Origin of the sequence: Bradyrhizobium sp. SPXBL-02 (assembly GCF_051853065.1) — a bacterium.
Lineage (GTDB): Bacteria > Pseudomonadota > Alphaproteobacteria > Rhizobiales > Xanthobacteraceae > Bradyrhizobium.
This window is the reverse complement of record NZ_CP182474.1, coordinates 5,819,605-5,846,234: the sequence shown is the minus strand read 5'-3', so window position 1 is coordinate 5,846,234 and position 26,630 is coordinate 5,819,605. Positions and strand designations below refer to the sequence as shown.

The following is a 26,630-nucleotide window of genomic DNA, read 5'->3' as shown; positions in this document are numbered from 1 at the left end:
AGGGAAGGGGTGACAATCCCCGGCTGCCGCTCTTGCGCCGGGCGGAACGATAGGCTCAAATGGGCCGCTTTCGCCAAGGGACGGACACGAGCGCCGGCTCCTCGCAAGGCCAGCAACCAAAATCAGCGAGAGAGGAGGCGGCATGGGTCACGCTCGTGTCTTCCGGAAATGGGCTGTCCGATGACTGGCCCGGTGATCATCGTCGGTGCCGGCCATGGCGGCTACCAGGTCGCGGCATCGCTGCGCCAGGCCGGCTTTTCCGAGCGCATCTGCCTGATCAACGACGAAGCGCATCTGCCCTATCAGCGGCCGCCGCTGTCCAAGGCCTACATCAAGGGCTCCGCGGGTCCGGAGAGCCTGATGTTCCGGCCTGAGAAGTTTTACCAGGACCAGACCATCGAGCTGATCGCCGGCCGCGCCACCTCGATCGACCGTGCCGCGCGCAAGGTGCATCTTGCCTCGGGCGGGATGCTGGATTACGGCCACCTCGTGCTGGCGACCGGCGCGCGCAATCGGCTGCTCGATCTGCCCAACGCCAACCTGCCCGACGTGAAATACTTACGCATCCTCGACGACAGCGAGGCGCTGCGCGCGATCATGCCGTCGAAGACGCGCGCCGTGATCATCGGCGCCGGCTTCATCGGCCTTGAGTTTGCCGCGACCGCCCGCATCAAGGGCCTCGAGGTCGACGTGCTCGAGCTCGCCCCGCGCGTGATGGCGCGGGCGGTGACGGCGGAGGTCTCGGAATATTTTCAGGACCGCCACCGCGAGGCCGGCATCCGCATCCATCTCGGCGTGCAGGCGACCTCCATCGAAGCGGAGGGCGGCAAGGTCACCGGCGTCTCCTTGAGCGACGGGCGGCATCTGCCGGCCGACCTCATCGTGGTCGGCGTCGGCGTGCTGCCGAACATCGAGCTCGCGGCCGAGGCGGGGCTGCCGGTCGCGGCCGGCATCGTCGTCGACGAATATCTCTCGACGGCTGATCCCAACATCTCCGCGATCGGCGATTGCGCGCTGTTCGCAAGCCCGCGCTTCGGCGGCTCGCTGCGGCTGGAATCGGTGCAGAACGCCACCGATCACGCCCGCTGCCTCGCAGCAAAGCTGACCGGCGACAAGAAACCGTACGACAGCCATCCCTGGTTCTGGAGCGACCAGGGCGATGACAAGCTCCAGATCGCGGGGCTGACCACCGGCTACGACCGCGTCGTGCTGCGCGGCGATCCCGCCAAGAAGGCCTTTTCGGCCTTCTGCTATCACGGCGACAAGCTGCTCGGCATCGAATCGATCAACCGCGCCGGCGATCACATGTTTGGCCGGAGATTGCAGGCCATGAACCGCTCCATCACGCCGGAGCAGGCCGCTGACGAAAGCTTCGACCTGAAGAGCGCGCTGGCGTGATCTTTCTTCTCCCTCTCCCCGTTCTTACGGGGAGAGGGTCGGGGTGAGGGGCTCTATCCGCAGATGAGATGATCGCGAGACCTTACCCCCTCACCCGGATTGCATCTGCGATGCATTCCGACCTCTCCCCGCAAGCGGGGCGAGGTGAAGAAAGCGCAGCGCCTATAAAACCGCCGCCACTTCCCCGGCCGTCGGCATCGACGGCCCGGCGCCCATCCGCTGCACGCTGATCGAGGCGGCAGCGTTGGCGAACGTCAGCGCCTCGCGCAAGGCTGCGCCGTCAGCCAGTTGCGCGGCGAGCGCGCCGACAAAGCAGTCGCCGGCGCCTGTGGTATCAAGCGCCTTCACCACACGGCCGGCCACCGCAATCTCGTCGCGCCCGGCGAGCGCCAGCACGCCGCGCTTGCCGAGCGTGACGCAGATGGTCTGGTCCTGCCGCGCCTGAAGCTGTCGCGCGACTTCGGTGATGCGGTCGGCCGCGTCGATCTCGGAGAGCTCGCTGCCGGCGAGGAAGCCGAGCTCGGTCTCGTTCAGCACGAGGATGTCGACCAGCGCCAGCAGCTCGCCCGGCATCTTCTGCGCCGGCGCCGGGTTCAGCACGGTGACTGCCCCCGCCGCGCGGGCGCGGTGGAAGAATGCGGCGATGGTCGGCAGCGGGATCTCGAACTGGCTGACCGCGACGTCGCCCTTAAGCAGCGGCACGACGCTGACGTCATCAGCGCCGACCAGCCCGTTCGCCCCGGGAACGACGACGATGGTGTTGTCGGCCTCGGCCACCGTGATGATGGCCGTCCCGGTGTGCGTCTCCGCCGTCTCGACGACGTAGCCGAGATCGATGCCCTGCTCGCCGAGAAAGGCCTTCAGCTCGGCGCCGAACGAATCCCTGCCCAGCCGTCCGATCAGCGTGGTCCGCGCCCCGAGCCGCGACGCCGCCACCGCCTGGTTCGCGCCCTTGCCGCCCGGAAAATACAGGACCTGGCGGCCGGCGACGGTCTCACCGATTCGTGGATGGCGATCGGCGGTCGCCACCACATCCATGTTGATGCTGCCGGCGACGAAGACGCGCCCCATTTTGTTCTAGACCCTGACCTCGAACTCGTGCCGAACCTTCGCGATGTCCACCAGAGTCGGCAAGCCGGCCTCGTTGCCGAGGCGCTGGATCTTGAAGGTCGAGGCGGCGCGGGCAAAATCGAAATGCTCGCGCCAGCTTTTGCCGGGATGGGCGAGGTAGGAATAGACATAGGCGCCGTGGAAGACGTCGCCGGCGCCGTTGGTGTCGATCACGCGCTCGCGCGGGATCGGCATCGCCGGCATTACCTGCACCGTCCCGGTTTCGTCGTACCAGAACAGGCCCTTCTCGCCCATGGTGACGCCGCCGATCTTGCAGCCGCGGCTCTTGAGATAGTCGAGCATCTTCTCCGGCGTCAAATCCATCTGCTCGCACAGGCGCTCGGCGACAATGGCGACGTCGATGAATTCCAGCAGCTCATGGGTGTTGGTGCGCAGGCCGCCGCCGTCGAGCGAGGTCAGGATGCCGGCCTCGCGGCACACCTTGGCATAGTGGATCGCCGCGTCCGGCTGGTGGCCGTCGACATGCAGCGCGCGACAGCCGCCGAGATTGAGCATCGGAAAGGGATGGATGTGCTCGTCGTCGCGGCAGCGGACGATGGCGCGCTTGCCGTCCTTGGGCATGATGAAGGAGAGCGAGGACTGGTTGACCTTGCGCCCATGCAGCGAGATGCCGTACTTCGCGCACATGTCCTGGAACATGCGCCCGAGCCAGTCATTGGCTGCGGTCGCGATCAGGTCCGGCACGATGCCGAGCTTGGCACAGCAGAACGCCGCGGTCACCGCGTTGCCGCCGAAGGAGACCGCGTAGTCACGCGCCACGTGCTTCTCGTCGCCGGTCGGCATGTGGTCGGTGATGAAGACGACGTCGATATAGGTCTGTCCGATGAAGAGAGCCTGCATTGCTTGTCCGTGATGCGCTTGTGGTCCCGGCGGGCGGGATGACTGTAGCACCGGTTCCGCTCCGGAGGGACGCTGAAATTATTCGCAAAACTGCCGCCCGAAGCGCTTGAGGTCAGCATGGTCCGGGAATACGACCATCACTGGCCAATGCCAAGCCCGGACAAACGCCGTCTTTCGCTGCCGGGGTTCCAGGTCCATCAAAAGGGTGCAGAATGATCACCGGCCTCGATCACATCGTCGTTCTGGCGGCCGATATCGGTGCGGCCAGGGCGGCCTATCAGACGCTGCTCGCCCGCGCGCCGGCCTGGCAGAACTCGGGCGAGGGCGCCGACCGGGTGCTGTTCACCCTGGACAACATGACCATCGAGCTGATGGCCCCTCACGGCTTCAGCGTCACCGCCGACCGCATGCGCGCACTGCTCGGCGACCAGGAGGGCGTGCTCGCCAGCCTGTGCTTTCGTGTCGCAGACATCGGCAAGATGCACCGCCGGCTGGAGCGGGTGGCCCTGAGGCCGGACCCGGTCGCCGAGGTCGAAAGCAGCGACGCCGTTACGGACGCCGTGCTGCGCTGGAAGCGCACGCGGGCCGCGACTGAGCTGACGCGCGGCGTCCGTATGTTCTTCCTGGAGCTGGCCGACGAGCGGCCGAAGTCGGTCGCGACCGACATCGCGCCGATCGAGGGGCTCGACCACGTCGTCGTCACCACGGAGGATTCCGAGCGCGCCGCCGCGCTCTACGGCGCCCGGCTTGGCCTTGATCTCGCGCTCGACCGCTCGCACCAGGACTGGGGCCAGCTGATGTTCTTCCGCTGCGGCGACCTCATCGTCGAGGTGGTGCGCCGCCCGGTCGCGGGTGGCGATGCCACGCATGACCGGCTCTGGGGCCTGAGCTGGCGCGTCGCCGACATCGACGCCACCCGCGCCCGCCTGATCGCTGCCGGCCTCGACGTCTCCGAGGTGCGCACCGGCCGCAAGCCGGGCACGCGCATCATGACGGTGCGCAACGGCACGTGCGGGATTCAGACCGTGCTTCTGGAGCGCTCGCCGAAGCCGGTGGATTGAGGGACTCCGGTAGGGTGGGCAAAGCGAAGCGTGCCCACGTCTTGGCTGCTCGATGAGAAGACGTGGGCACGGCGCAAGTGCGCCTTTGCCCACCCTACGAAACTGGTTTTCTTGGCTTCCGCCGTCGCTCTTCACTCGCAATGACGAAACTATGCGGCTGCCCACCCGCATGGTACATGGCATACCGAGAGCACCCAGCGAGCACCCGGTTTGGCGAAGGCAAAGCGACCTCTGAAATGGCAGCGCGACCCCGAGGGGATGCGGCTGCGCATTCTCGAAGCCGCCAAGCAGGAGTTTTCCGCCCATGGCCTTGCCGGCGCGCGCGTCGACCGCATCGCGGCCAAGGCCGGCGCCAACAAGCGCATGCTCTACTACCACGTCGGCAACAAGGACGAGCTCTATCTCGCCGTGCTCGAAGGCGCCTACGACAAGATCCGCAGCGAGGAGCGGGGGCTCGATCTCGAACATCTCGATCCGCCCGAGGCCATCCGCCGCCTGATCGAGTTCACCTGGAACTACTTCCTCCGCAATCCCGAATTCCTGTCGCTGCTGCAGACCGAGAATCTGGCGCGCGCCAAGCACCTGAAGAAATCGACCAAGGTCAAGTCGATGCACTCGCCCTTCGTCGAGATGATCCGCACCGTGGTGCGCCGCGGCGTCGACAGCGGCGATTTCCAGGTCGCGGTTGACCCGGTGCAGCTCTACATCTCCATTGCGGCGCTCAGCTTCTTCTATCTCTCGAACTCGGCAACGCTCGGCGTGATCTTCGGCCGTGATCTCCTGGACAAGAAGGCCAAGGACGAGCGGCTGGCGCACATGTCCGGCCTCGTGCTGGCGGCATTGACGGGCAAGTCCGCCGAGCTGTTCGAGATCGCGAAGGCCCCGAAGTCGCGGACTGCGGTGGTGCAGGCGGTGTAGCCTGTAGCCCAGATGAGCGACTTGCTCCGTCATTGCGAGCTCAGCGAAGCAATCCAGAATCTTTCCGCGGAGACAGTCTGGATTGCTTCGCTGCGCTCGCAATGACGACGTGGAGGCGGGCGCACCTCGCTCCGCTCTCGTGCCCCGGACGCAGCGCAGCACGTGCCGCTTCCTGGGTCCCGGCTCAGCGCAGCAACGCTTCGCGTTGCAGCGCGTCCGGGACACGAGAGGAGGCCGGAACCCCGGCGCAAAACGTCACAGGGAAAGCTCTGGACAGTATTTATCCAACGGGTTAATTTCTCGCCATAACGAAGAAGACTGCCGGGAGTGAAAATTGGCCGAGCCGAAGCCGCAAAACGCTGTTTCCAAGCTGCTGAATGCGGCCTGGGTTCGGCCGTTCTTGTTCCTGGTCTTCATCGTCGTCGCCTGGGATCTTGCGATCCGGATCTTCAAGATTCCCGCCTACCAGATCCCGTCGCCGCTCGACGTCGTCGCCGTGCTGCGCACCGAATGGCCGGAGCTGCTGCGCCAGTCCTGGCCGACCACCTATGCAACCGTCTGCGGCTTCCTGCTGTCGGCGCTGTTCGGCATTCCCGTCGCGATGCTGATCGCGGGGTCGAAGACGGTGGAGAGCTACGTCTATCCGCTGCTGGTGTTCTCGCAATCCGTGCCGAAGATCGCGATTGCGCCGCTGTTCGTGGTCTGGTTCGGCTTCGGCATCATTCCCAAGGTCATTTCCGCCTTCCTGCTCGGCTTCTTTCCAGTGGTGGTCTCCGCGGTGCAGGGCTTCAAGTCGGTCGACCCCGACATGGTCGATCTCGCCCGTGCCATGCAGGGTAGCCGCCTGCAGGTGTTCCGCGCGGTCAACCTGCCGCATGCGCTGCCCGCGATCTTCTCCGGTCTCAAAGTCTCGGTGACGCTCGCCGTCGTCGGCGCGGTCGTCGGCGAATTCGTCGGCTCCAATTCCGGCATCGGCTACGTGATGCAGCGCTCGATCGGCACGTTCGACCTGCCGACGATGTTTGCGGCGCTGGTGATCCTCGCGCTGCTCGGCGTGATCCTGTTCTGGATCGTCGACCGGATCGAGAAACTGGTCATTCCCTGGCATGTCAGCCAGCGCGAAGACGTGATCTTTGCATCCTGACCAAAGCAACGAGCGGCCACCAACGGCCGACGCAACAAACGGCAAGGGAGAGAAACGATGAGGAAGTGGATTGGGGCTGCGTCCGTGGCACTGCTGGCGTTCGCAGCCATGCCGGCGCAGGCAGCCGACAAGGTCGTGCTGATGCTGAACTGGTACGTCTATGGCGAGCACGCGCCGTTCTATTACGGCAAGGCCAAGGGTATCTACGCGGCCGAAGGCATCGAGCTCGAGATCCAGGAAGGCCGCGGCTCGGCTGCGACCACACAGGCCGTTGCCGCCAAGACCGCCGATTTCGGCTATGTCGACGTCCCCACCATGATGCGCGCCGCGATCAAGGGCGCGCCGGTGGTCGCGACCGGCGTGCTGCTGCAGACCTCGCCGATGTCCGCCATGGGCTTCGCCGACAAGAACATCAGGAAGCCCGAGGACATCAAGGGCAAGACGGTGGCGATCACGCCGGCGGATTCCATGACGCAGATCTGGCCGTTGTTCCTGAAGAAGACGGGCCTGAAGGAGGGCGACTTCCAGACGGTGGCCGGCGACGGCCAGACCAAGCTCAACGCCGTCATCAACGGCCAGGCCGATCTGTTGCTCGGCTACGTCATGGACCAGTCGATGAAGATCAAGGACGCGACGGGCAAGGACGTCTACCCGATCAAGTTCGCCGACTACGGCATCAACATGGTCTCCTCGGGCATCATCGCCAACGGCGACTATGTGAAGGCCAATGCCGATCTCGTCCGCCGCTTCATGTCGGCAACGACGAAAGCGGTCGAGGCCGCCGAGAAGGAGCCGAAGGCCGCGGCGCAGTCGATCCTCGATGCCAACCCGAAGGGCGGCAAGATCGACACGCTGACGCAGGGTTTTGAGCTGACCATTCCGCTGTACCGGACCGCGGAGACCAAGGGCAAGCGGCCGTTCCAGGTCACCGACCAGAACATGGCCGAGACCGTCAATCTGCTGGTCGAATATGGCGGGCTCGATGCCAAGGCCAAGGAGAACCCGAAGGCCTTCTATACCAACGATTACCTGCCGAAGAGCGGCTCGTGACTGCCTTCGTCATTGCGAGCGAAGCGAAGCAATCCAGACTGTCTCTGCGGAAAGACTCTGGATTGCTTCGTCGCTTCGCTCCTCGCAATGACGAGGCTGATCAGCGGCGTTCGATGGGATATGATTGAATGATACCGAAAAAGGCCGATCAAGCGGACCAGCCGGCCGCTCACCTCCGATTGGTGTCAGACCGGGCCGGGGACGGGTCGGGCATCAAGCTGTCGGGCGTGTCGAAGACCTATCGGACGCGCGACGGCGACGTGCCGTCGCTGCGGCCGCTCGACTTCCACATCAATGACGGCGAGTTCTTCGTCGTGGTCGGCCCATCCGGCTGCGGCAAGTCCACGCTGCTCAAGCTGATCTCGGGTCTGCTGGCGCCGACCACGGGCGAGATCCTGGTCGAGGGCGAGAAGGTGACGACGCCGCACGGCAATGTCGGCATCGTGTTCCAGAACGCGCTGCTTTTGCCCTGGCGCAACATCCTGGGCAACGTGATGCTGCCGATCGACATGAAGCGCCTGCCGCGGCAGGAATATCTCGATCGTGCCAAGCAGCTGTTGAAGCTGGTCGGCCTCGAAGGCTTCGAGAAGAAGCTGCCCTGGCAGCTTTCCGGCGGCATGCAGCAGCGCGCCTCGATCTGCCGCGCGCTGGTGCATGATCCCAGGATCATGCTGATGGACGAGCCGTTCGGCGCGCTCGATGCGCTGACGCGCGAGCGCATGAATGTCGAATTGATGCGGATCCAGCGCGAGACGAAGAAGACGGTTCTGCTGATCACGCATTCGATCCCGGAAGCCGTGTTCCTCGCCGACCGCGTGCTGGTCATGACCGAGCGCCCCGGTGCGATCGCGGCAATCTACGACGTGCCGCTGCCGCGTCCGCGCTCGCTGGACGCGATGGCTGACCCTGTCTTCACGGAGCTCGTGCAACGCATCCGCAAGCACTTCTTCTCGCAGGGTGCATTGGATTAGGTTATGGGATCTGCCGTTAGCCACCACGACGCCGGTGCGCTCCCTCCCCCGCCTGCGGGGGAGGGCTGGGGAGAGGGTGTCTCCGCTGGCAAGACTCCCCAAGAGGATAGAACCCTCACCCGGCACTTCGTGCCGACCTCTCCCGCAAGCGGGAGAGGTGCACCGCGCCAGTGGCCGGACCTCGCTCACCAACTTCGTCAAGCTGCAACACCATGTCCCCGCGCCTGAAGCTGCGAGACATCGCCTTCTTCGAACGTCCCGTGCAATTCGCGCGACCGTTCCGCTTCGGCGCGATCACGATCAACGCGACGCCGCAGCTGTTCGTGCGGGCCGAGATCGAGGTCGAGGGCAGGGGAAGCGCGGTCGGCGCCAGTGCCGAGCTGCTGGTGCCAAAGTGGTTCGACAAGCGGCCGGAGCTGTCGCCGGCGCAGACGGTCGACGGCCTGCGACGCTCGCTTCAGATCGCACGCGGGCTCTATCTGGCGCAGACCGGATTCCAGACGGCATTTCATCTGCATGCATCTTGTATCGGCGACCAAGTCGCTGCTTGTGCAAAAGAGAACATTCCACCGCTCGCCGCCGCTTATGGTCCGGCGGAAATCGACAAGGCGATCATCGATGCACTGCTCCGCGCGGTCGGCGCCAGCTTTTTCGATGGAATGACCGACAACATCGCGGGCATCGATGGGCGGATGTCGCTCGATCTGACCGGTGCCGAGATCACAGGGTTTCTGAAGACGCGAACGCCCCTGCCACGGGTTGCCATCCGGCATACGGTCGGCCTTGACGACAAGATCGAGGGCGAGGGCGGTGTCGCGGATGCACGCGAGAACGGCGGCGCTCACTATTTCAAGCTCAAGCTGTCGGGCGATCCCGAGGCAGACGCGGCCCGGCTGGCGCGCATCGGCAAGGAACTCGGCAAGCTGGATCGCGACTACAAGGTCTCGCTCGACGCCAACGAGCAATACGCCGACCTGGTCGCGCTGCGCGCATTGGTAGGTCGCCTCGATCGCGATCAAGCGCTGCAGCCGATCGCCGGCAGGCTGCTCTACATCGAGCAGCCGATGCCGCGCGACGGGACCCGGGAGACCGCTCTCGGCCCGCTCGCCGCGCGTGACTTCATCATTGACGAGGCTGATGACGCCTATGATGCGTTCCCGGCGATGAGGCCGCTCGGCTATCGCGGCATCTCGTCGAAGTCCTGCAAGGGTCTCTACAAGTCGATCATCAATGCGACGCGCGCCGCGAAATGGACGTCCGGCGCCGAAACGTTCTTCATCACCGGCGAGGACCTGACCTGCCAGGCCGGTCTTGCCGTGCAGCAGGACCTCGCGCTCGGCGCCTTCATCGGCGTCACCCATGCCGAGCGCAACGGCCATCATTATGTCGACGGCTTCGGCGAGACGCCGGCCGCCGAAGCTGCGGCCTTCGCGGCCGCGCATCCCGATCTCTACGCCGATGCCGGGCAGGGCATCCGCCTCTCGATTCACAACGGCGATCTCCTGACGGGATCGCTTCACACAGCAGGCTTTGCCACGTCGGTCCATCCGGACTGGTCGGCGCTCCGCCCGCTCGAACAGCCAGGATCATTTCAGGAGCAATTGGCATGACCACCCAACGCCTCGGCCTCATCATGAACGGCGTCACCGGCCGCATGGGGCTCAATCAGCATCTGATCCGCTCGATCGTCGCGATCCGCGACCAGGGCGGCGTCCGCCTGAAGAATGGCGACCGCGTCATGCCGGATCCGATCCTGGTCGGCCGCAACGCCGAGAAAGTCGAGGCGCTGGCCAGGCGCTACAACATCACGCGCTGGACTACCGATCTCGACGCCGCGCTCGCCGACAAGAACGACACCATGTTCTTCGATGCCGCGACCACGCAAGCGCGCCCCAGCCTGCTGACCCAGGCCATCAACGCCGGCAAGCATGTCTATTGCGAGAAGCCGATCGCGACCAATTTCGAGGAAGCGGTCGAGGTCGTGAAGCTCGCGAATGCCAAGGGCGTCAAGCACGGCACCGTGCAGGACAAGCTGTTCTTGCCGGGGTTGAAGAAGATCGCCTTCCTGCGCGATTCCGGGTTCTTCGGCCGCATCCTCTCCGTGCGCGGCGAGTTCGGCTATTGGGTGTTCGAGGGTGGCTGGCAGGAGGCGCAGCGGCCGTCCTGGAACTATCGCGACGAGGACGGCGGCGGCATCATCCTCGACATGGTCTGCCACTGGCGCTACGTGCTCGACAACCTGTTCGGCAACGTCCAGAGCGTGAGCTGCATCGGCAACACCGATATCCCCGAGCGCTTTGACGAGCAGGGCAAGAAGTACAAGGCGACGGCCGATGATTCCGCTTACGCCACGTTCCAGCTCGACGGCGGCATCATCGCCCATATCAACATGTCCTGGGTGACGCGCGTTTATCGCGACGATCTCGTCACCTTCCAGGTCGACGGCACGCTCGGCTCGGCGGTCGCGGGCCTCTCCGACTGCATGATCCAGGCGCGGCAGGCAACGCCCCGGCCAGTGTGGAATCCCGACGAGAAGCGGCTGCACGATTTCTACGGCGACTGGCAGAAGCTGCCGGACAACGTCACCTACGACAATGGCTTCAAGGAGCAGTGGGAAATGTACATCCGCCACGTCTACGAGGACGCGCCCTACAAGTTCACGCTGCTCGAAGGTGCCAAGGGCGTGCAGCTCGCCGAATGCGCGCTGAAGAGCTGGAAGGAGCGGCGCTGGATCGACGTCGCCCCGATCAAGGTCTGAGGTTGATTGGATAAGCCGCGATGTCTACCAAGCCGTCATTGCGAGGAGCGAAGCGACGAAGCAATCCAGGCTGCCGCCGCGGAGGCATTCTGGATTGCTTCGCTTCGCTCGCAATGACGGGGAGAGGTTCGAAATCATGAACAAGCCAGTCCAACCAATGTCGTCATTGTCGCTCAAGCTGCCGAAGACCGATCGCTCGATCGAGACCTATCGTCTTGCGGCCTCGCGCCCGTTTCCCGCAAAGCTCGAAGGGCCGCTGAACCGCATCGCCTTCTCGGCCGTGCACACCGTGGCCGATCCCTTCGCGGACAACGATCCCTGGCTGTCGGTTGCCGTCGACTGGGACAAGACCATCGCCTTTCGCGAGCACGTCTGGGACCTCGGTCTCGGCGTTGCCGAAGCCATGGACACCGCGCAGCGCGGCATGGGGTTGGACTGGCCGACCTCGCTGGAGCTGATCACGCGCTCGGTCGCCGCCGCCAAGCGCCGCAACGCGCTGGTGTTCTCCGGTGCAGGTACGGACCATCTCGCAGTGGAGGACGCCAGGAGCCTCGACGACGTCATCCGTGCCTATGAGGAACAGATCTCGGCGGTCGAGAAGGTCGGCGGCCGCATCATCCTGATGGCCTCGCGCGCGCTGGCCAAGCTGGGCCGCAACGCCGACGATTACGCGAAAGTCTACGATCGGGTGCTCTCGCAGGTCCGTGAGCCCGTCATCATCCACTGGCTCGGCAACATGTTCGATCCGGCCCTGACCGGATATTGGGGCACCGGGGATCTCGACAAGGCCATGGACATTGCCGTCGCCATCATCAACGGCAACGCCGCCAAGGTCGACGGCGTGAAAGTCTCGCTGCTCGACAAGCAGCGCGAGATCGACATGCGCCGGCGTCTCGACAAGCGCATCAAGATGTACACCGGCGACGATTTCAACTACGCGGAGCTGATCGCCGGCGACAGCCAAGGCTTTTCCCACGCGCTGCTCGGCATCTTCGATGCCATTGCGCCGGCGGCGTCCTATGCGCTGTCGCGGCTGGCGGCAGGAGACGAGGCCGGCTTCCACGACGTGCTGGGGCCGACGGTGCCGCTGTCGCGTCACATCTTCAAGGCCCCGACGCGGTTCTACAAGACCGGCGTCGTGTTCATGGCCTATCTCAACGGACACCAGGATCACTTCACCATGGTCGGTGGACAGGAGAGTACGCGCTCGACGCTTCATCTCGCCGAGCTGTTCCGTCTCGCCGACAAGGCCGGCCTGCTCGCCAACCCCGAACTCGCGACGCAACGGATGAAGACCGTGCTCGCCACCCACGGTATCGAACCCTGATGCGCGATTTTTCGTCCGACCACCGCTGGCTGTCGCTGAACACGGCGACCGTCCGCAAGCAGGGTGACCTCATCGAAATCATCGATGCCTGTGCAAGACAAGGTATCCGTGCCATCGATCCCTGGCGCGACCAGGTCGCCGCCGTCGGTCTCGACCGCGCCGCACGCGCGGTGCGCGAGGCCGGCCTCGATCTCTCGGGCTATTGCCGCGGCGGCATGTTCACCTCGGATGCCTCGCGCCGGGGCGAGGTGCGCGACGACAACCGCCGCTGTGTCGACGAGGCCAAGGCGCTGGGCGCGCCCTGCATCGTCCTCGTCGTCGGCGGCCTGCCGCAATATTCGCGGCCGGGCAGCGAGGCTTCGAAGGATCTCGTGGCGGCGCGCGGGCAGGTCGAGGACGCGCTGGCCGACATGCTCGACTACGCGAGGCAAGCCAAACTGCCGCTGGCGATCGAGCCGTTGCATCCGGCCTATGCCGCTGACCGTGCCTGCGTGAACACGACAAAGCAGGCGCTCGACATCTGCGACCGGCTCGATCCCAAGCGTACCGGCATGCTCGGCGTCGCGCTCGACGTCTATCACATCTGGTGGGATCCCGAGCTGATGGACCAGATCGCCCGCGCCGGCCGGGATCGTCTGCTCGCCTTCCACGTCTGCGACTGGCTGGTGCCGACAAAGGACATCCTCAACGACCGCGGCATGATGGGCGACGGCGTCATCGACATCAAATCGGTACGTGCGGCCGTCGAAGCGCAGGGCTTCGCCGGCTATTCCGAGATCGAGATTTTCTCCAACGACTGGTGGGGCAAGCCGATGGACGAGGTGCTGCGCACCTGCATCGCGCGGCACAGGACGGTGGTATAGTTAACACAAGCGCCACAGCGTTCCCTCGTTCCTCGAAGCGAGAGAACGCTCCGACAAGCACTTTGGAGGCGCCCGAACCGTGCAGCCGGTGTGATCGTCTACGAGTGCAGCGGTCGGATGTTCTGGTTCATGTGGAAGAAGTTCATCGGATCGTACTTGGCCTTCAAGGCGGCGAGGCGGTCGTAGTTGTCGCCGTAAGTGGCCTTAAGTCTGCTGTCGTCTCCATCCTCCATCATGAAATTCACATAGCCGCCGTCAGCCGAGTAGGGGTGCACGGCCTCCCAATAGTCCTTGGTCCAGCGCGTGATTTCGCCTGCTTTTTGCGGATTGGGATCGATACCGGCGATGACCATCGACCAGGTCGCGTCGCGCGTGTTCCAGGCGGTCTCGCTCTTGCCGACGCGATGGACGGCGCCATCGATCGGATAGAGATGCATGAGCGATAGCGCGCTCGGTGCTTTTCGGGCCTGCTCGATATGCGCGTCGATTGCTTCGTCGGTCAGTTCCTTCACGAAATCGCCGCGCCAGTACCACTGCAGACCTTTCGGGAAGAACGGATCGAACATGGACTGGAGGGCCGGATAGGGCATTTCGCCCATCCAATTGAAGAGCGGCGGGGGCAGCTCACTGAGCAACCCCGCTATGACCGCCTTGCCGTCTTCTGTCGGACCATTGTAGCAGGCAATGATGGCGCAGGCGCGCTTGCCCTGATGATCCGGCGGGAACGGGTCCATCGGCGGAACGGTCTTCAAGCCGACAAAGGCCCCGAGCTCCTCGGGAGCGCTGCGGAGGAAATCCCTGTACTTCTGCATCACGGTCCGGGCATTTTCGAGATCCCAGAAGATCGGACCGGCATATACCATCGTCACAGGATGAGCCTGGAACAGGAAGCTCGTGACGATGCCGAAATTGCCGCCGCCCCCGCGCAGTCCCCAGTAAAGGTCGGCGTTCTCCGACTTGTTGGCGGTGACGATGCGTCCATCCGCGAGCACGACATCCGCCTCGAGGAGATTGTCGATGGTGAGGCCATGCTTGCGGGTCAGGTATCCCGTGCCGCCGCCGAGCGTAAGGCCGGCGATCCCAGTGGTCGATACAATGCCGGCCGGCACGGCAAGCCCGTAGATGTGCGTGGCGTGGTCGACATCGCCTTGCGAGCAGCCGGGACCGACGCGGACGGTACGAGCGCCGGGATCGACCCGCACGCCTTTCATCATCGACATGTCGATCATCAGTCCGTCTTCGACACTGCTGAGGCCCGGCCCATTGTGGCCGCCTCCGCGGATCGCGACCTGGAGATCATTGTCCCTTGCAAAATTGACCGCTGCGACGACGTCAGCGACGTCGGCGCATCGCGCGATCATCATTGGACTCTTGTCGATCATACCGTTGTAGAGGCTCCGCACGGCGTCATAGTCGGCATCCATTCGCCTGATAACCGGGCCGCGCATATTGCCGATGAAGGTTTCGGTGGCCATGCTCTGCATGATGTCCTCCTATTCCACCCATGATCGGTCATTGGGTCGGAGGTTGCTCGCAGGGCTCCTCGAGCGTTCTCCGCCCGTTATGAAAAGGTAGATCAAGCGCAGCGCGATAGCCATCGCAAATCGACTACGCGTATGGGCAAGCCGATGAACGAGGTGCTGCGCACCTGCATCGATCGGTACGGGAAGGTGGTGTGCCTCCGCTTTCGGCGGTCGAACGGACATTGGTTGGACTTGCTGTCCGAACGACCCAGTTGCGAATGCGAAGCCGCGAGCTGCTGGGAGTACCACCAATGATGTAGTGACTGCCATCAGCTTTCAGGCAGAATATCATCCCGATGCCGCTGCCCCGCCACAGTCTGTGCAAGATCGGAGGTGGTAATCAGCGGCCTCAACGGTCAGCAGGCGCGGCGGATGCACCCATGCCTGTTGATCTTGCATGGCCCCGACGTGCAACCGTCGGGGCCATTGTTGTGATCGCGTGACGAGGCTGGCGAGCTTTGCCGAACGGCGCACTTTATTGCGGGGAAAGACCGCCAAGGACGATCTTGCAATTTAATGCGCCGGGCCAAACTGGTTTCAGATCAAATTTTGCCGGGGCGCGCTTTGTTCGGTGAAAAGTCAGACGATTGCGCTGTCATCGATTCACCGCCAAACACCGGGCTATCACTCGTCAATTCGATCTGCGAAGCTGTGACAACACAAATGCGCTTGTAAGCAAGCAAGCGCGAGGGGAGGTTCGCAGTGGATCAAGTGCGACGCATGCGTGCGATGGGCTCATTGTGCCGCCAACAGGCAGCCTACAACAGCATGAACAAGTGGAAGCTGCTCGCAGAAGCAGAGTACTGGGATCATCTGGCCGATCTTGCGGTGTCGTCTCACTTCCAGCAATGCAACGCCATTGCCTCGAATGAGGCCGAGCAGTCTCAATCGATCACAAACGCGAGTGATGCTGGGTCGACGACGATTTCCGTCGCGTGAGGTCAGAAAGGCCGTGCACCCATGAAAGGAAGGTCGGCTCTGAGTGCTGATCGTCCAGAGCATGACTGCTTGTGACCCCACAGCGGAGTTGACTCGTGTTCAGTTCCAATAACGCAAGTAGAGGGTTGCCGTGTCACCCGTGTGCTTGCTGTGGCAACGTCTGAAGTTTGGAAAAGCGCGATCATGGTCGGGTAAGCTCCTCCATGAGCGCCTTGGCGGAACGAAGGTCCGGCGTTTCGAAGCCTTCCGTAAACCAGCCGTAAACCGGGCCAAGAAGGCACCGCGCGTCGGCCGTCCTGCCCTGGTCGCGCCAAAGCCGAGCCAAACTCATTGCAGCACGTAATTCAAAGGACTTTGCGCTCTGTCTTTGCGCGACCTTGAGTGCAGTTTGCAAATACCCCTCGACCTCGTCAGCTGGAGCACCACGAAAGCGGTGCAGTTCACCGTCGATGCATGCAAGTTCTGCCTCCCACATATGCTCGCCGCTGCGCGCGGCAAGGGCCTTTGCTTCGGCAAGGGTAGCGACGCCGTTGTCGTAGTCACTCAAGTGGAGGTAGGTGGCCGCGAGCATCCACAAGTACCGAACCTGGTACCAACTGGCTCCGAGCCTGTTCCGCTCGTTCAGACTGAGGCGCATGAGCGCCAGGCCGGCCTCCACGTTGCCCTCTTGCGCCATTGCCCAGCCCCGCAGGATGAGGCCGCTCACGCGCCAATAGTTCAAGCTGTTCTGATCGGCGAGATGGATGATGGCGTCGGCGTGCGCATGTACGGCCGCCACGTTTCCCATTAGCTCCGCAAGAGCCGCCTCGCCATAGACCTGCACATGCGCGGTAAGGTTCGTCTGATTCAACTCCATGGCGTATTGAGATGCGGCACGGCTAGTCCGCTGAGCCTGTTCGGGGTAACCAAGAACCCAAAGCACAATCGCCAAGTAGGGTAGCGCCGAGGCCTTCGGGTCATGTACGTAGTGCACGGGCGGCGGCCGATGCTCCTCTGGCTGATAACGACTCAAGATCGTTTCGAGCTCCGAGCGTGCGGTCAGAAAATCACCGGAATGCATTGCGGTGAGCGCGGCCAGACGATGCGCAGCCAATTCCAGTGCTGTGTGCCCGGTGCGCTCGGCGGCGCGCTGCGCTTCGGCAACGAGGCTCTGCATGGCAGCAAGGTCGCCGCGCACGAAGTGGAAGATGAATTTGCCGCTAAGGGTGGAAAACAAGGCACCCGTGTCGTCGAGCTCATAGCAGAGCGCATGAGCCCTGCTGAAGGCTGTGCCAAGCTGCGGAGCCGTGTATCCGTGAATGGCAATCAGTGGACCTCCGATTGCTGTTTGCAGAGCGAGTTCCCGGCGATCACGCTCCGGCCCTTGTGGATTGGACTTGAGTGCCTCCAGTCCCCTTGTGAGATGGGTGATCGCTTCGAGATTGGCGGAACGCGCAGCCGCAATACGGCCGGCCCGCAGCCAGTAGTCCACCGCCTTTCCTGCCAGTCCACCCTCGGTGAGATGCAGAGCGATCGTCTCCGGCTCCGCCTCCGCACGGGCAGGATAATGTTGTTCGAGAGCTGCAGCTATGCGGGCATGGATCTGCTGCCGCTTGCTCTTTAGGAGGCTCTCGTGCGCGATGTCCTGCACCAGCGCATGTTTGAAGCTGTAGCCAACATTCGGAGGTGCGCCACGACGGAATATCAGTTCCGCCGCCAATAGATCATTGAGAGCATGCTGGAGCGCGTGCTCGTCGAGCACCGTCACAAGGCGCAGAAGATCGTGTCCGAATTCGCGTCCGATGCAAGCTGCAATCTGGGCAACTTCCTTTACCGGCGCCAATCGATCAAGGCGGGCCATCAAGGAGTCCTGCAGCGTCGTCGGGATCGCCAGCGGCGGCAATGGGCCGATCAACTCATAGCGGCTGCCCTGATCTTTGAGCAGCCCGGATTCGACGACGGCCTTGGTGAGCTCCTCGACGAACAACGGCACGCCGTCGGTCTTGGCCAAAATCTGCTCGAGCACCTCCTGAGGGAGCATTTTGCCGCCCGTGATCCGGTCAACGACTGCCGCCCCTTGCCTACGTCCCAGTCGGCTTAGAAAGAGCGCTGTCACGTGTCCATGACCCGTCCAGCGCGGAATGAACTCGGGCCGGAAGGTAACGATCATCAAGATCGGAAGTCGCTGCGCCTCGTCGACAAGCCGATCGAGAAGTTCGAGCATAGAAGGGTCTGCCCAATGGACGTCCTCGTAAACGGCAAGCACTGGCTGTCTTGCCGCTAAGCCTTGTATCTGTTCCAGAAGGGCCTGGAAGGTTCGCTCCTTCTTCTGGTGCGGACTAAGTGCAAGGGGTGGGTATCTCTCTCCGGTCGGGATTGCCAAGAGATCCGCGAGAACCGGCGCGCTCTCATGCACATCGTCCGCACCAAGAGCAAGCATGGCCTCGAGTTTATCGAGCTGTTCGTCGGAAGCGTCCTCCCGCCGTATTGCCGCTGCCCGTTCAAGGAGGCCAACGACGGGATACAAGGCGGTGTTGGTATGAAATGGTGAACAGAAATGGCTCAGCGGCGTGTGCGGCACACGTGCGACCTGGTCGCGTAAGGCTCGCACGAGCCGCGACTTGCCAATGCCGGCCTCGCCGCCGAGCAGGACGATCTGTCCTTCCCGCTCTTTCGCCCGCTCCCAGCGATCCAGGAGCAATGCGAGTTCTTCATTCCGTCCGACCAGTGCGGTCGTTGCCATACCATGCTGGGCCTCGAACCTGCTCTCTGCTGCGCCTTCACCAATGACAAGCCACGCCTGCACCAGTTCTGGGAAACCCTTGAGAGGCACCGTGCCGAGGTCGTGGTACGTGAAAGCTTCGCCGAGTAGGCGGCGGGTCGACTCGGCAATCACCACATCACTCGGCTTGGCCAGACCTTGCAGTCGGGCGGCTAGGTTTGGTGTTTCGCCGATGACTGCGCGCTCGCGAGCCTCTCCCTCGCCAATCAGTTCGCCGACCACGACCAGACCGGTTGCGATGCCGACGCGGGCGGCGAGCGCTGCACCACCCGGTTCGGTAAGGGATGCGACCGCCTTGGTCACTCGAAGCCCAGCGCGAACGGCGCGCTCCGCCTCATCTTCGTGCGCCCGCGGCCAGCCGAAATAAGCGAGAACGCCATCGCCCAGGAATTTGGCTATGTGGCCTTCGAATCGGTCGATCTCGCCCACCACGGTGTTATGGTAGGCCTGCAAGAGGTCACGCAGCTCCTCGGGATCGCGCCCTGAAGCAAGTGCCGTCGAGCCGACCAGGTCGACGAACATGACTGTGAGCTGCCGACGCTCCGCGTCCGAAGGGATCGATGGCTTCGCGTAGTCGGCAGGTCCATTGGCCTCGACAGCCACCCGAGCAATCGGCGGAGCGAGTGCATGGATTGCCCTTAGCAAAGCCTTGCGCGGGCCGAGTGGCAAGCCAAGCTCCCGCAGGTCGGCTTCGGTCAGTTCTGGCAAAATCTCGGACGTGATTTCAGCGTCGCGAAACGTCTTTATGTAGCGCTCCAGCCCGAGACCGCGAAGCCATTGCGCGATATCCACGATAAGCCTCCTCGTGCCGCATCAGGCAACGGTCAGCTCAATTGAACGTATGCAACTTCAGCTTCAGCGAACCATCTGCCTGACGCTCAAACACGTGGGTTGCTATCCCGCCTGCAGGTTGGCTGGCGCCATCCGCTGTCTTACCGTTGGCACTCCAATGGGCCGTGCCGTAGACGATATTCTCATCTCCACCGGCGTCGATGACGACTAACCTGTGATCGGTGAATCCGCTTGAAAACAGCCCAGCAAAGAAGCTCTCGATCGCTGTCGGACCGGATATCACTTGATGCGTCGGCGGCAACAATTTGGCGTCTGACACGTAAGTCGCCGCGATAGCCCTGGCATCTGCTTTGTTGAATGCCGAATCCCACGCGGCGTACGCCGCAGCAATGTCGTGTTTTATGGAGGAAGTTAATGCTGTCATGATCCCTCCCTCAATCGCGGGGTTGCCTTCGCAGGAGACCGATTACGTCACCTGACGTCGTTCGACCGCTGCGCAAAATGCAACGAGAGAACGCGACGTCCTCACGGGCCTGCGACCTGTTGCAGCCTGTTGAAGCGCGCCTTCTGCTCGCTGCTCAGCGTGGCATAGAATTCGTCCAGGGCCGGCTCGACCAGCTTCGCGGCCGTCAACATGGCCTCAAGCCGGTGCTGCATCGTCTCGAGCCGTCCAATAGGCGTCAGCGGCGCATCGTTCGGACAGGCCGCCTGGAGGCCCTCAACGCCCTTCGCCGTCGCTTCGCTGAGCCGATCGAGCGCCTCCTTCTGCTTACCAGCGGGGTGGAGCACGGCTTCGATCCTCTGGATCGGCAGCTGCGTCAGGCTGGACTTCGGATCGCCGCAGCCCTCGCTACTCGCCTCCTGCTGCTGCGGAGAGCGCTCGCCGACATTGGGACCGAGCGCGTTGAAGCGGGCCTGCTGCTCGTCACTGAGCGAGTTGTAGAAATTCTCCAGTGCCGGTCGAACGATCTTGACGGCTTCAAGCGTCGCGCTGATGCGGTTCATCATCGCGCGCAAGCGGCCAGGAGGAGTTAGTGCATAAGTCTCCGTGCACGAGTCCTTGAACACACCGGCAGCATTGGCCGCCGCCGTCTTGAGCTCGTCCAACAATGCGCGTTGCTCCGGCGTCGGCCGCACCGCCTGTGCGATATCGGCAAGCGGCCAGGCGGTCACGCCCTTGTCCGGTGTGGCGCACAATTGCTGAAGCATCTGCGGGCTCACGCTGGCGCGCTGGCGCGCGCGGTAGCTGCCGCCGGCTTGCGGAGTGTCATACGGGTAGGTGCTGGCATAAGCGGAGTAAGGGCCGTCACCGCCCCAGAACACGGTGTCGACGAAGTCGTCATAGGCGTACGCCCAATATCCGGGCTCGTAGGCATAGGACCAGAACGTGTAGTTGAAGATGTCGGAATAGGCGTAAGGCCAGAACACGGGCCCAAGCCAAGCCACGAACACCGCGGGATGACGGTGACGCCAGGCCTGTCGGGGAGCCCAGCCGCTTTGGCGGGCGGCGAGCGCCGCCTGGGTCTGCGGAGTGGCCTGGTCGCGGAAGCGCTCGGCAAACCGGCCGCGCTGGGTGGCCTGCGCAGCCGCAAGTGTCGCAGCGCGCTCCGCCGGGGCCTGCAATCCAAGCCGCTGCTGGCGCGCCAGGTCAATTTGCTGCGCGCGCTGCTCTCGGCCAAGCAAACGGTTCTGCGCCTGGAGCGTCCGTTGCTGCTCGCGCAACGCTCGCACGCCTTCGGGCTTTTGCGACTGCAATTGCTGCACCCGCTGCTGCAGGCGTTCGATGCGGGCCTGGCGCTCCGTCGTCTGGCGCGTCAGCAGGTCGCGCTGGCGCTGCTCGACCTGCTGCGAGCGCTGTTGGACACGTTCCTCGCGCTCAAGAAGACGGCTCTGCGACTGCAGCAACCGTTGCTGCTGCTGTCGCGCCCTTGGGTCTTCCGTCTTCTGCGATTGCAATTGCTGCACGCGCTGCTGCAAGCGGTCGATGCGGTCTTGGCGTTCCGCGGATTGGCGCGAAAGCATCTGGCGCGGCGGTCCCGGTCGCTCGCTCACGGCCGCGGGTGCACTTGGGCGCGAAGGGGTGGCGATATGCGGCGTCGGCCGCGGCGCCATGGCCGGACGTTGTGGCGCTGCCGGCGGGGGGTGGAATTCGCGCCGCGGCGCCGCCACCTGCGGGGCGGCTCGCGGGGCACTGAATTGTGGGCTCGGGCGCGGTGGCGGTGATGCGATGTGCGGCGCCGGACGTGGCGCCATTGCCGGCCGCTGCGGCGCGGAAGGGGGATGGAATGCCGGCGCGGCGGGACGCGCCATGGCTGGCGGTGCCGCCGGACGCGCCATGGCTGGCGGTGCCGCCGGACGAGCCATTGCTGGCGGTGCTGCTGGACGAGCCATAGCCGGTGGTGCTGCCGGACGGGCCATGGCCGGTGGTGCTGATGGCGGCGCTGCGGCTGGCCCTGGTGGTCCACCCCGTCCGTGTCCGAGGGGTCCCTGGGCCGACGCGCTCGTCGTCAGCATCGAGGCACCAACCAAAACAGCCGTCAGGCAAACGCCACGCGGAAGCATGATCTTCGCTCCCAGCTCGTAATCGCCCACGACTTTCAACGCACGGCCGGCGGAATCGTTCGTTGCTGGCCACTGCCGGCATTGCGATCTTCCGACGCAGGCAGCCTCAAGAGAGATCCTGCGTCAGGATGGTGGCGAGCCGCTCCAGCGCCCAGTCGATCTCGAGCGGCCGTCCAGGTTTGACCAGCTTGGCGGCCGTCAGTATGGCCGCTCTGAATTTGCGTCCGCGTTCGGCGGCAGAACGGGCATTGGTCGGACTCGCGGCTCGCTGGCCGCGGTTGACCCAACCGATACATTGGCCCGGGGCTTCTGTCCCACGTTTTGCGTTAGGACCACGGCGGCTCTTCGCTCGCCCCGGCTGCCTCGTGGTGGATCGTGAAACCCGCCGAACGCAAGCCGGTCAGCAACACAGTTCTTACAGAGGCAGGATCGAATCCAATATCCTTGGCGTTTGGCGGATGTGCCTCGCTGCCCTTCAATCGGAGCGCCAAGTGCAATTGCTCGCAAAGGTGCTGAACCACGAGATTGACCTGATCGTCAGTCATGATCTGCATTTCCTGCTACCGTTTTGCCTCCCAATTAGTAGCACACATGAAAATAGGCCGGTACGCGATAGTCGAATGATCGGCGCGAACGGGCGCCCGATGATCCGGCGCTGGCCTGTGAGTCGGCCCTGGTTGCAGCGCAGTCAACGCTGGCTGCGCTCCAGGCTTCACCGCCCGACGTCCAGCAACATATTTCCATCGATACTGCTCTGCACTATGGCGATGCCGCATACCGCAATATTGGCTCTGGCAATCGCCTCGACTTCACCGCCGTCGGGCGCGACATCAACATCCTCAGCCGGCTGGGAGGCGATGGGGCGGCTTGAAAAACGCTCTCAGCGGCGGCAATCTTGACATGACTGAGGCCTCGATCTTGAGAATCTCGGCTTATGCCGATCGATGCAAGGATCGACGATGAAGCAGCGGCTTATAATGTGGCTTGCCGTTGTTGCGAGCGTCGCCTTGGTGCTCGCCGTCGCCTGGGCCGCCATCCTCTGGACCCGTCCGGAGCCTATTCGTATCGCATTCGCCAATTCGCTCTCTGGCCCGTCCGCTCCGGCCGGGACGGAAAGCCTGGTCGCGACGCAGCTTGCAATCGACGAGGTGAACGGCAAGGGTGGCGTCAACGGGCGGCCGATTGAACTCGTTCTGTTCGACGACGCAAGCGATCCAGCCGTGGCGCGCGCGAATGCGCAGGCGATCGCCAACAGCCCATGCGTCGCTGTGCTCGGGCACTATCTCAGCTCCGCATCGCTCGCGGCGGCGCCGGTATATAAGGACGCGCGGATCCCGGCACTCACGGGAGGCGCGGCTGCCGACGAGCTGACATCCGGTCATGAATACTACTTTCGTGCGCTGTCACCGGTCTCCGCGCAGGCGCGCTCGATCGCGGAACATCTGCGCGCCGTGATGAAGGAGCCAAAAGTCCGCCTTGTTCACACGCTCGATTCCTATGGCAAGAGCTTTGCGCGCGGATTTGCGGCTACCTATCCGTCGGAGCAGTTGCGTGCATTCGGACTGGACGTCGCCCCGAGTCGGATTGGATCGATGGACGAGGCGCTGGACGCCGCCGCGCAGGAACCTGGCCCTGGCATCATCGTCGTTGGCGCGGCAGCCGATTATATCGCAGCCATCGTCAAGGGGCTGCGCCGCCGCGGCATCAAGGGCACGATCATCACAACCCAGGGGGCGGGTCGCGAAAGCTATTTGAAGAATTTCGTCGACGAGCCCGAGGAAAAAGCGCGTCCGGGTTTCTTTAGTGAGAATCTGTATGCCGCATCGTCGCTGATTTTCGATAGCGCCGGCGAGGCGGCGCAGGTTTTTGCTGCCGACTACAAAGCGAAAGCGGGAACCTCCCCAAGCTGGGTTGGCGGCGGCTCGTATGACGCCGCGCGTCTGATGATCGATGCGCTGAGACGAGCTGCCGTACATCGCCGGTTTATGAGTCAGGGGATTCAGAAACAATCCGACAGCAAGGCTGCAGATCGCGACCGCGTGCGCGTCGCACTGGCCGCAATCGACAGTCCGAAATCGGCGGTCGTCGGGCTGACCGGGCGACTCTATTTCAATCCGAACCGCGACATTCCGCGCCCGATCCGAATGGGCTTCTTCCGCTACGGTCGGTTCGTCACGGCGCCGCTGCAACTCGTGCGGATCGATCAGCCTAGTGGAATCGATCTCGCTGCAGAACAGGAGGCGGGCCATGTCATCGCGTTCGAGGATCGGCGCTACTGGATTCAGCGCGTTGTTTATACCGGCATCGACATCATTCGCGTCGGCCGGATTGACGTGAAGCAAAATTCGTTCAACGTCGACTTCTATCTCTGGATGCGGTTCGCTGGCGACGATGCGGCGGAGACGCACGTCGAATTCCCGGCCTTGCTGGATCGTGGGGCGTTCGATCCGGCTCGGCCGATGCAGGCTGGAAAGGAAGATGGCCTGAGCTATCGGCTCTATCGCGTCAGCGGCGATTTCAAGGCCCGTTTCGATCTCCATGATTATCCGTTCGACACGCAGCAGTTGCGTCTGCATTTCCAGAATACGGAACAGCGGCGGGAACTCATCACCTATGTCATCGATCGGTTCGGCTTGCGCCTCGCCGACGACGGAAGCTCGCGGGCCGAGGACGGGGCCTATTCCGGACTTCAGCTCTGGCGATTTCTCGGACTGAACTATTTCGTCGAATCCCTGTCCAGTGGCTCGACGCTCGGAAAGGCGTCCTTGTTTGGCGCCGAAGCAAGTACGGAATTTGCGGGCTTCGATGCGGTCATCATGCTGCGCCGCAGCTCCGCCATCTACATGCTGAAGAACCTGCTGCCGCTGTTTCTGCTCGTGCTCGTCGTATTCACGACGCTGTTCTTTCCCGAAACCATGTTTCGTGAACGCGTGACGATCCCAGTAACCTCGATCCTGGCGAGCGCGGTGCTGCTCGTAGCGGTGAACAGTCAGATCGGCGATGTCGGATACACGGTGGTGGTCGAAGAGATGTTCTACATCTTCTTTGTACTATGCCTCATGACGGTATTTGCGGGCTACAGGCATGAAAAACTTCGGGACGCCGGCCGAAAGCGCGTCGCAGTTGTTTTGGATCGCGCAGCGCAGGTCGTTTATGCCGGGACGGTGCTCGCTGTCATCGTCGTGCTCTACCGGCGTTATGCCGTGTGAGGCAAGCGTGGATACCTCGCCGACCCGCCACACCTTCTTGAAATTCAGGAGAAATCCTGCGTCAGGGTGGTCGCGAGCCGCTCAAGCGCCCAATCGACCTGGTCGCTGGTGATCACCAGTGGCGGAGCAATGCGGATCGTTTGCTCATGGGTATCCTTGGCGAGGATGCCCTTGCCCTGGAGCGTCTCGCAGTAGCGGCGAGCGCGGCCGGCCTCGGGATGCAGCTCGACCGCCAGCATCAAGCCGCGCCCGCGCACCTCGCGGATCGTATTGGCGCGGATGGCTTTCAGGCCTTCCAGAAAGCGCGCGCCCTGCAGGGCCGCGTTCTCGATCATGCCTTCCTCGACCAGCACGCGCAGCGCCGCGCGCGCCACGGCGCAGGCAAGCGGATTGCCGCCGAAGGTCGAGCCATGCTGCCCGGGTCGCAAGGTCCCGAGCACGTCATTGTTCGAGAGCACGGCCGAGACCGGATAGAAGCCGCCGGACAGGGCCTTGCCGAGCAGCGTCACGTCCGCCTCTATGCCCTCGTGCTGTTCGGCGAGCAGCTTGCCAGTGCGGCCGAGCCCGGTCTGGATCTCGTCGAGCACCAGCATCACGTTGTTGGCGGTGCAGAGCGCCCGGACCTCTGTGAAATAGCCGGCTGGAGGAATGACGACACCGGCTTCGCCCTGGATCGGCTCGACCAGGAAGGCGACCGTATTCGGGTTGATTGCTTCCTCAAGCGCCGTGGCGTCGCCGAACGGGATGACCTTGAAGCCCGGCGCGAACGGCCCGAAGTGTCCGCGCGTCTCGGGATCGGTTGAAAACCCGACGATGCCCAGCGTGCGTCCGTGGAAATTGTTGGCGCAGACAATGATCTCGGCCTGGCCGTCCGGCACGCCCTTCACCTCGTAGCCCCATTTGCGAACCGACTTGATCGCGCTTTCGACCGCCTCCGCGCCGCTGTTCATCGGCAGCACCTTGTGGGAACCGGTGAGCGCCGCGATCTCCTCATAGAACAAGGCGAGCTGGTCGTTGTGGAAGGCGCGCGAGGTGAGCGTCAGCCTGTGCGCCTGTTCGACCATCGCCGCCAGGATCTTGGGGTGGCAGTGGCCCTGGCTGACCGCCGAATAGGCCGAGAGGCAGTCGAGATAGCGGTTGCCTTCGGTGTCCCAGACCCAGACACCTTCGCCGCGCGACAGGACGACCCCGATCGGCTCGTAATTACGAGCCCCAAAGCGTGCTTCCGTTGCGATGAAATCAATGACCGACGAGCTCATCTGGTCACTCCATTGCTGCGGGCGGCATCAACCGACTACGTCAGCGGTCGCGCCCAAATGAATGTGGGTATCTGTTTGCCGGCTCGGAAGCCTTGGTGCGCCGATGGCGCGGCGTGGCCTGATA

General features: G+C 63.6%; 22 protein-coding genes. 14 read left to right on the top strand and 8 right to left on the bottom strand.

What is annotated here, in order from left to right; genetic code table 11:
- The first annotated feature begins 180 nt into the window (after window positions 1-180).
- Complete coding sequence (locus ACNJYD_RS27270) at window positions 181-1,398, top strand: NAD(P)/FAD-dependent oxidoreductase (RefSeq protein WP_172783981.1); 1,218 nt, start codon at window positions 181-183, stop codon at window positions 1,396-1,398.
- 162 nt (window positions 1,399-1,560) lie between these two features.
- On the opposite strand, the gene ACNJYD_RS27265 is transcribed toward ACNJYD_RS27270, so the two are convergent.
- Together ACNJYD_RS27265 and ACNJYD_RS27260 are read right to left on the bottom strand one after the other, a co-directional pair.
- Window positions 1,561-2,469, bottom strand: a complete 909-nt coding sequence (locus tag ACNJYD_RS27265; RefSeq protein WP_439363852.1) for a ribokinase — start codon at window positions 2,467-2,469, stop codon at window positions 1,561-1,563.
- A gap of 6 nt (window positions 2,470-2,475) precedes the next feature.
- Window positions 2,476-3,369 carry a sugar kinase gene (locus ACNJYD_RS27260; protein ID WP_157281072.1) on the bottom strand — a complete coding sequence of 298 codons (894 nt, stop codon included), beginning with the start codon at window positions 3,367-3,369 and terminating at the stop codon, window positions 2,476-2,478.
- A gap of 212 nt (window positions 3,370-3,581) precedes the next feature.
- Between ACNJYD_RS27260 and ACNJYD_RS27255 the strand changes: the two genes are divergently transcribed.
- The 9 genes from ACNJYD_RS27255 to ACNJYD_RS27215 all read left to right on the top strand — a co-directional run bounded on the left by ACNJYD_RS27255 (window position 3,582) and on the right by ACNJYD_RS27215 (window position 13,461).
- Entirely contained in the window at window positions 3,582-4,430 is an 849-nt protein-coding gene (locus tag ACNJYD_RS27255) for a VOC family protein (protein WP_439363851.1), read from the top strand.
- A 210-nt stretch (window positions 4,431-4,640) separates the two neighbouring features.
- On the top strand, window positions 4,641-5,348 hold the full coding sequence (locus tag ACNJYD_RS27250; RefSeq protein ID WP_439363850.1) for a TetR family transcriptional regulator: 708 nt from the start codon (window positions 4,641-4,643) through the stop codon (window positions 5,346-5,348).
- Between the two features lie 334 nt (window positions 5,349-5,682).
- Window positions 5,683-6,492, top strand: a complete 810-nt coding sequence (locus tag ACNJYD_RS27245) for an ABC transporter permease (protein WP_124160619.1) — start codon at window positions 5,683-5,685, stop codon at window positions 6,490-6,492.
- 57 nt (window positions 6,493-6,549) lie between these two features.
- Window positions 6,550-7,542 carry an ABC transporter substrate-binding protein gene (locus tag ACNJYD_RS27240; RefSeq protein WP_439363849.1) on the top strand — a complete coding sequence of 331 codons (993 nt, stop codon included), beginning with the start codon at window positions 6,550-6,552 and terminating at the stop codon, window positions 7,540-7,542.
- Between the two features lie 128 nt (window positions 7,543-7,670).
- Entirely contained in the window at window positions 7,671-8,513 is an 843-nt protein-coding gene (locus tag ACNJYD_RS27235) for an ABC transporter ATP-binding protein (RefSeq protein WP_439363848.1), read from the top strand.
- A 212-nt stretch (window positions 8,514-8,725) separates the two neighbouring features.
- Window positions 8,726-10,123, top strand: a complete 1,398-nt coding sequence (locus ACNJYD_RS27230; RefSeq protein ID WP_439363847.1) for a hypothetical protein — start codon at window positions 8,726-8,728, stop codon at window positions 10,121-10,123.
- On the top strand, window positions 10,120-11,271 hold the full coding sequence (locus tag ACNJYD_RS27225; protein ID WP_439363846.1) for a Gfo/Idh/MocA family protein: 1,152 nt from the start codon (window positions 10,120-10,122) through the stop codon (window positions 11,269-11,271). The genes ACNJYD_RS27230 and ACNJYD_RS27225 overlap by 4 nt, the downstream gene beginning before the upstream one ends.
- Window positions 11,272-11,407: 136 nt before the next feature.
- Window positions 11,408-12,598 (top strand): dihydrodipicolinate synthase family protein, encoded by a 1,191-nt coding sequence (locus tag ACNJYD_RS27220; RefSeq protein WP_439363845.1) that lies wholly within the window; start codon window positions 11,408-11,410, stop codon window positions 12,596-12,598.
- The gene (locus ACNJYD_RS27215) at window positions 12,598-13,461 is read left to right on the top strand and encodes a sugar phosphate isomerase/epimerase family protein (RefSeq protein WP_439363844.1); all 864 of its coding nucleotides are present in this window, start codon (window positions 12,598-12,600) and stop codon (window positions 13,459-13,461) included. The genes ACNJYD_RS27220 and ACNJYD_RS27215 overlap by 1 nt, the downstream gene beginning before the upstream one ends.
- Before the next feature lie 98 nt (window positions 13,462-13,559).
- On the opposite strand, the gene ACNJYD_RS27210 is transcribed toward ACNJYD_RS27215, so the two are convergent.
- Entirely contained in the window at window positions 13,560-14,945 is a 1,386-nt protein-coding gene (locus ACNJYD_RS27210) for an FAD-binding oxidoreductase (protein ID WP_439363843.1), read from the bottom strand.
- 741 nt (window positions 14,946-15,686) lie between these two features.
- Here ACNJYD_RS27210 and ACNJYD_RS27205 point away from each other — a divergent pair.
- Window positions 15,687-15,923, top strand: coding sequence for a hypothetical protein (locus ACNJYD_RS27205; RefSeq protein WP_172783993.1), 237 nt, complete (start codon window positions 15,687-15,689; stop codon window positions 15,921-15,923).
- Between the two features lie 181 nt (window positions 15,924-16,104).
- Here ACNJYD_RS27205 and ACNJYD_RS27200 read toward each other — a convergent pair whose 3' ends face one another.
- The 3 genes from ACNJYD_RS27200 to ACNJYD_RS27190 form a co-directional block, all read right to left on the bottom strand.
- On the bottom strand, window positions 16,105-19,476 hold the full coding sequence (locus ACNJYD_RS27200; protein ID WP_439363842.1) for an AAA family ATPase: 3,372 nt from the start codon (window positions 19,474-19,476) through the stop codon (window positions 16,105-16,107).
- A 37-nt stretch (window positions 19,477-19,513) separates the two neighbouring features.
- A complete protein-coding gene (locus ACNJYD_RS27195) occupies window positions 19,514-19,900 on the bottom strand; it encodes a YybH family protein (RefSeq protein ID WP_439363841.1) in 387 nt (128 codons plus the stop codon).
- A 101-nt stretch (window positions 19,901-20,001) separates the two neighbouring features.
- On the bottom strand, window positions 20,002-20,922 hold the full coding sequence (locus ACNJYD_RS27190) for a Spy/CpxP family protein refolding chaperone (protein ID WP_257187586.1): 921 nt from the start codon (window positions 20,920-20,922) through the stop codon (window positions 20,002-20,004).
- A gap of 12 nt (window positions 20,923-20,934) precedes the next feature.
- Here ACNJYD_RS27190 and ACNJYD_RS27185 point away from each other — a divergent pair, with 12 nt between their 5' ends.
- Window positions 20,935-21,699, top strand: coding sequence for a hypothetical protein (locus tag ACNJYD_RS27185; protein ID WP_439363840.1), 765 nt, complete (start codon window positions 20,935-20,937; stop codon window positions 21,697-21,699).
- Window positions 21,699-21,869 (top strand): hypothetical protein, encoded by a 171-nt coding sequence (locus tag ACNJYD_RS27180; protein ID WP_439363839.1) that lies wholly within the window; start codon window positions 21,699-21,701, stop codon window positions 21,867-21,869. Before ACNJYD_RS27185 ends, ACNJYD_RS27180 begins: the two co-directional genes overlap by 1 nt.
- Window positions 21,870-22,364: 495 nt before the next feature.
- Here the strand turns inward: ACNJYD_RS27180 and ACNJYD_RS27175 are convergent, their stop codons facing one another.
- Window positions 22,365-22,583, bottom strand: coding sequence for a hypothetical protein (locus ACNJYD_RS27175; protein WP_172783998.1), 219 nt, complete (start codon window positions 22,581-22,583; stop codon window positions 22,365-22,367).
- A 414-nt stretch (window positions 22,584-22,997) separates the two neighbouring features.
- Between ACNJYD_RS27175 and ACNJYD_RS27170 the strand changes: the two genes are divergently transcribed.
- A complete protein-coding gene (locus ACNJYD_RS27170) occupies window positions 22,998-25,247 on the top strand; it encodes an ABC transporter substrate-binding protein (RefSeq protein WP_260382776.1) in 2,250 nt (749 codons plus the stop codon).
- Between the two features lie 44 nt (window positions 25,248-25,291).
- On the opposite strand, the gene rocD is transcribed toward ACNJYD_RS27170, so the two are convergent.
- On the bottom strand, window positions 25,292-26,506 hold the full coding sequence (gene rocD / locus ACNJYD_RS27165; protein ID WP_439363838.1) for an ornithine--oxo-acid transaminase: 1,215 nt from the start codon (window positions 26,504-26,506) through the stop codon (window positions 25,292-25,294).
- Window positions 26,507-26,630 lie beyond the last annotated feature (124 nt).

Bases quoted from the DNA above. Each gene is read 5' to 3' on its own strand.
- ACNJYD_RS27270 (WP_172783981.1), top strand. From the start codon at position 181: ATGACTGGCCCGGTGATCATCGTCGGTGCCGGCCATGGCGGCTACCAG.
- ACNJYD_RS27265 (WP_439363852.1), bottom strand. From the start codon at position 2,469: ATGGGGCGCGTCTTCGTCGCCGGCAGCATCAACATGGATGTGGTGGCG.
- ACNJYD_RS27260 (WP_157281072.1), bottom strand. From the start codon at position 3,369: ATGCAGGCTCTCTTCATCGGACAGACCTATATCGACGTCGTCTTCATC.
- ACNJYD_RS27255 (WP_439363851.1), top strand. From the start codon at position 3,582: ATGATCACCGGCCTCGATCACATCGTCGTTCTGGCGGCCGATATCGGT.
- ACNJYD_RS27240 (WP_439363849.1), top strand. From the start codon at position 6,550: ATGAGGAAGTGGATTGGGGCTGCGTCCGTGGCACTGCTGGCGTTCGCA.
- ACNJYD_RS27235 (WP_439363848.1), top strand. From the start codon at position 7,671: ATGATACCGAAAAAGGCCGATCAAGCGGACCAGCCGGCCGCTCACCTC.
- ACNJYD_RS27230 (WP_439363847.1), top strand. From the start codon at position 8,726: ATGTCCCCGCGCCTGAAGCTGCGAGACATCGCCTTCTTCGAACGTCCC.
- ACNJYD_RS27225 (WP_439363846.1), top strand. From the start codon at position 10,120: ATGACCACCCAACGCCTCGGCCTCATCATGAACGGCGTCACCGGCCGC.
- ACNJYD_RS27220 (WP_439363845.1), top strand. From the start codon at position 11,408: ATGAACAAGCCAGTCCAACCAATGTCGTCATTGTCGCTCAAGCTGCCG.
- ACNJYD_RS27215 (WP_439363844.1), top strand. From the start codon at position 12,598: ATGCGCGATTTTTCGTCCGACCACCGCTGGCTGTCGCTGAACACGGCG.
- ACNJYD_RS27210 (WP_439363843.1), bottom strand. From the start codon at position 14,945: ATGCAGAGCATGGCCACCGAAACCTTCATCGGCAATATGCGCGGCCCG.
- ACNJYD_RS27195 (WP_439363841.1), bottom strand. From the start codon at position 19,900: ATGACAGCATTAACTTCCTCCATAAAACACGACATTGCTGCGGCGTAC.
- ACNJYD_RS27185 (WP_439363840.1), top strand. From the start codon at position 20,935: ATGACGGTGACGCCAGGCCTGTCGGGGAGCCCAGCCGCTTTGGCGGGC.
- ACNJYD_RS27180 (WP_439363839.1), top strand. From the start codon at position 21,699: ATGCGATGTGCGGCGCCGGACGTGGCGCCATTGCCGGCCGCTGCGGCG.
- ACNJYD_RS27175 (WP_172783998.1), bottom strand. From the start codon at position 22,583: ATGACTGACGATCAGGTCAATCTCGTGGTTCAGCACCTTTGCGAGCAA.
- ACNJYD_RS27170 (WP_260382776.1), top strand. From the start codon at position 22,998: ATGAAGCAGCGGCTTATAATGTGGCTTGCCGTTGTTGCGAGCGTCGCC.
- rocD (WP_439363838.1), bottom strand. From the start codon at position 26,506: ATGAGCTCGTCGGTCATTGATTTCATCGCAACGGAAGCACGCTTTGGG.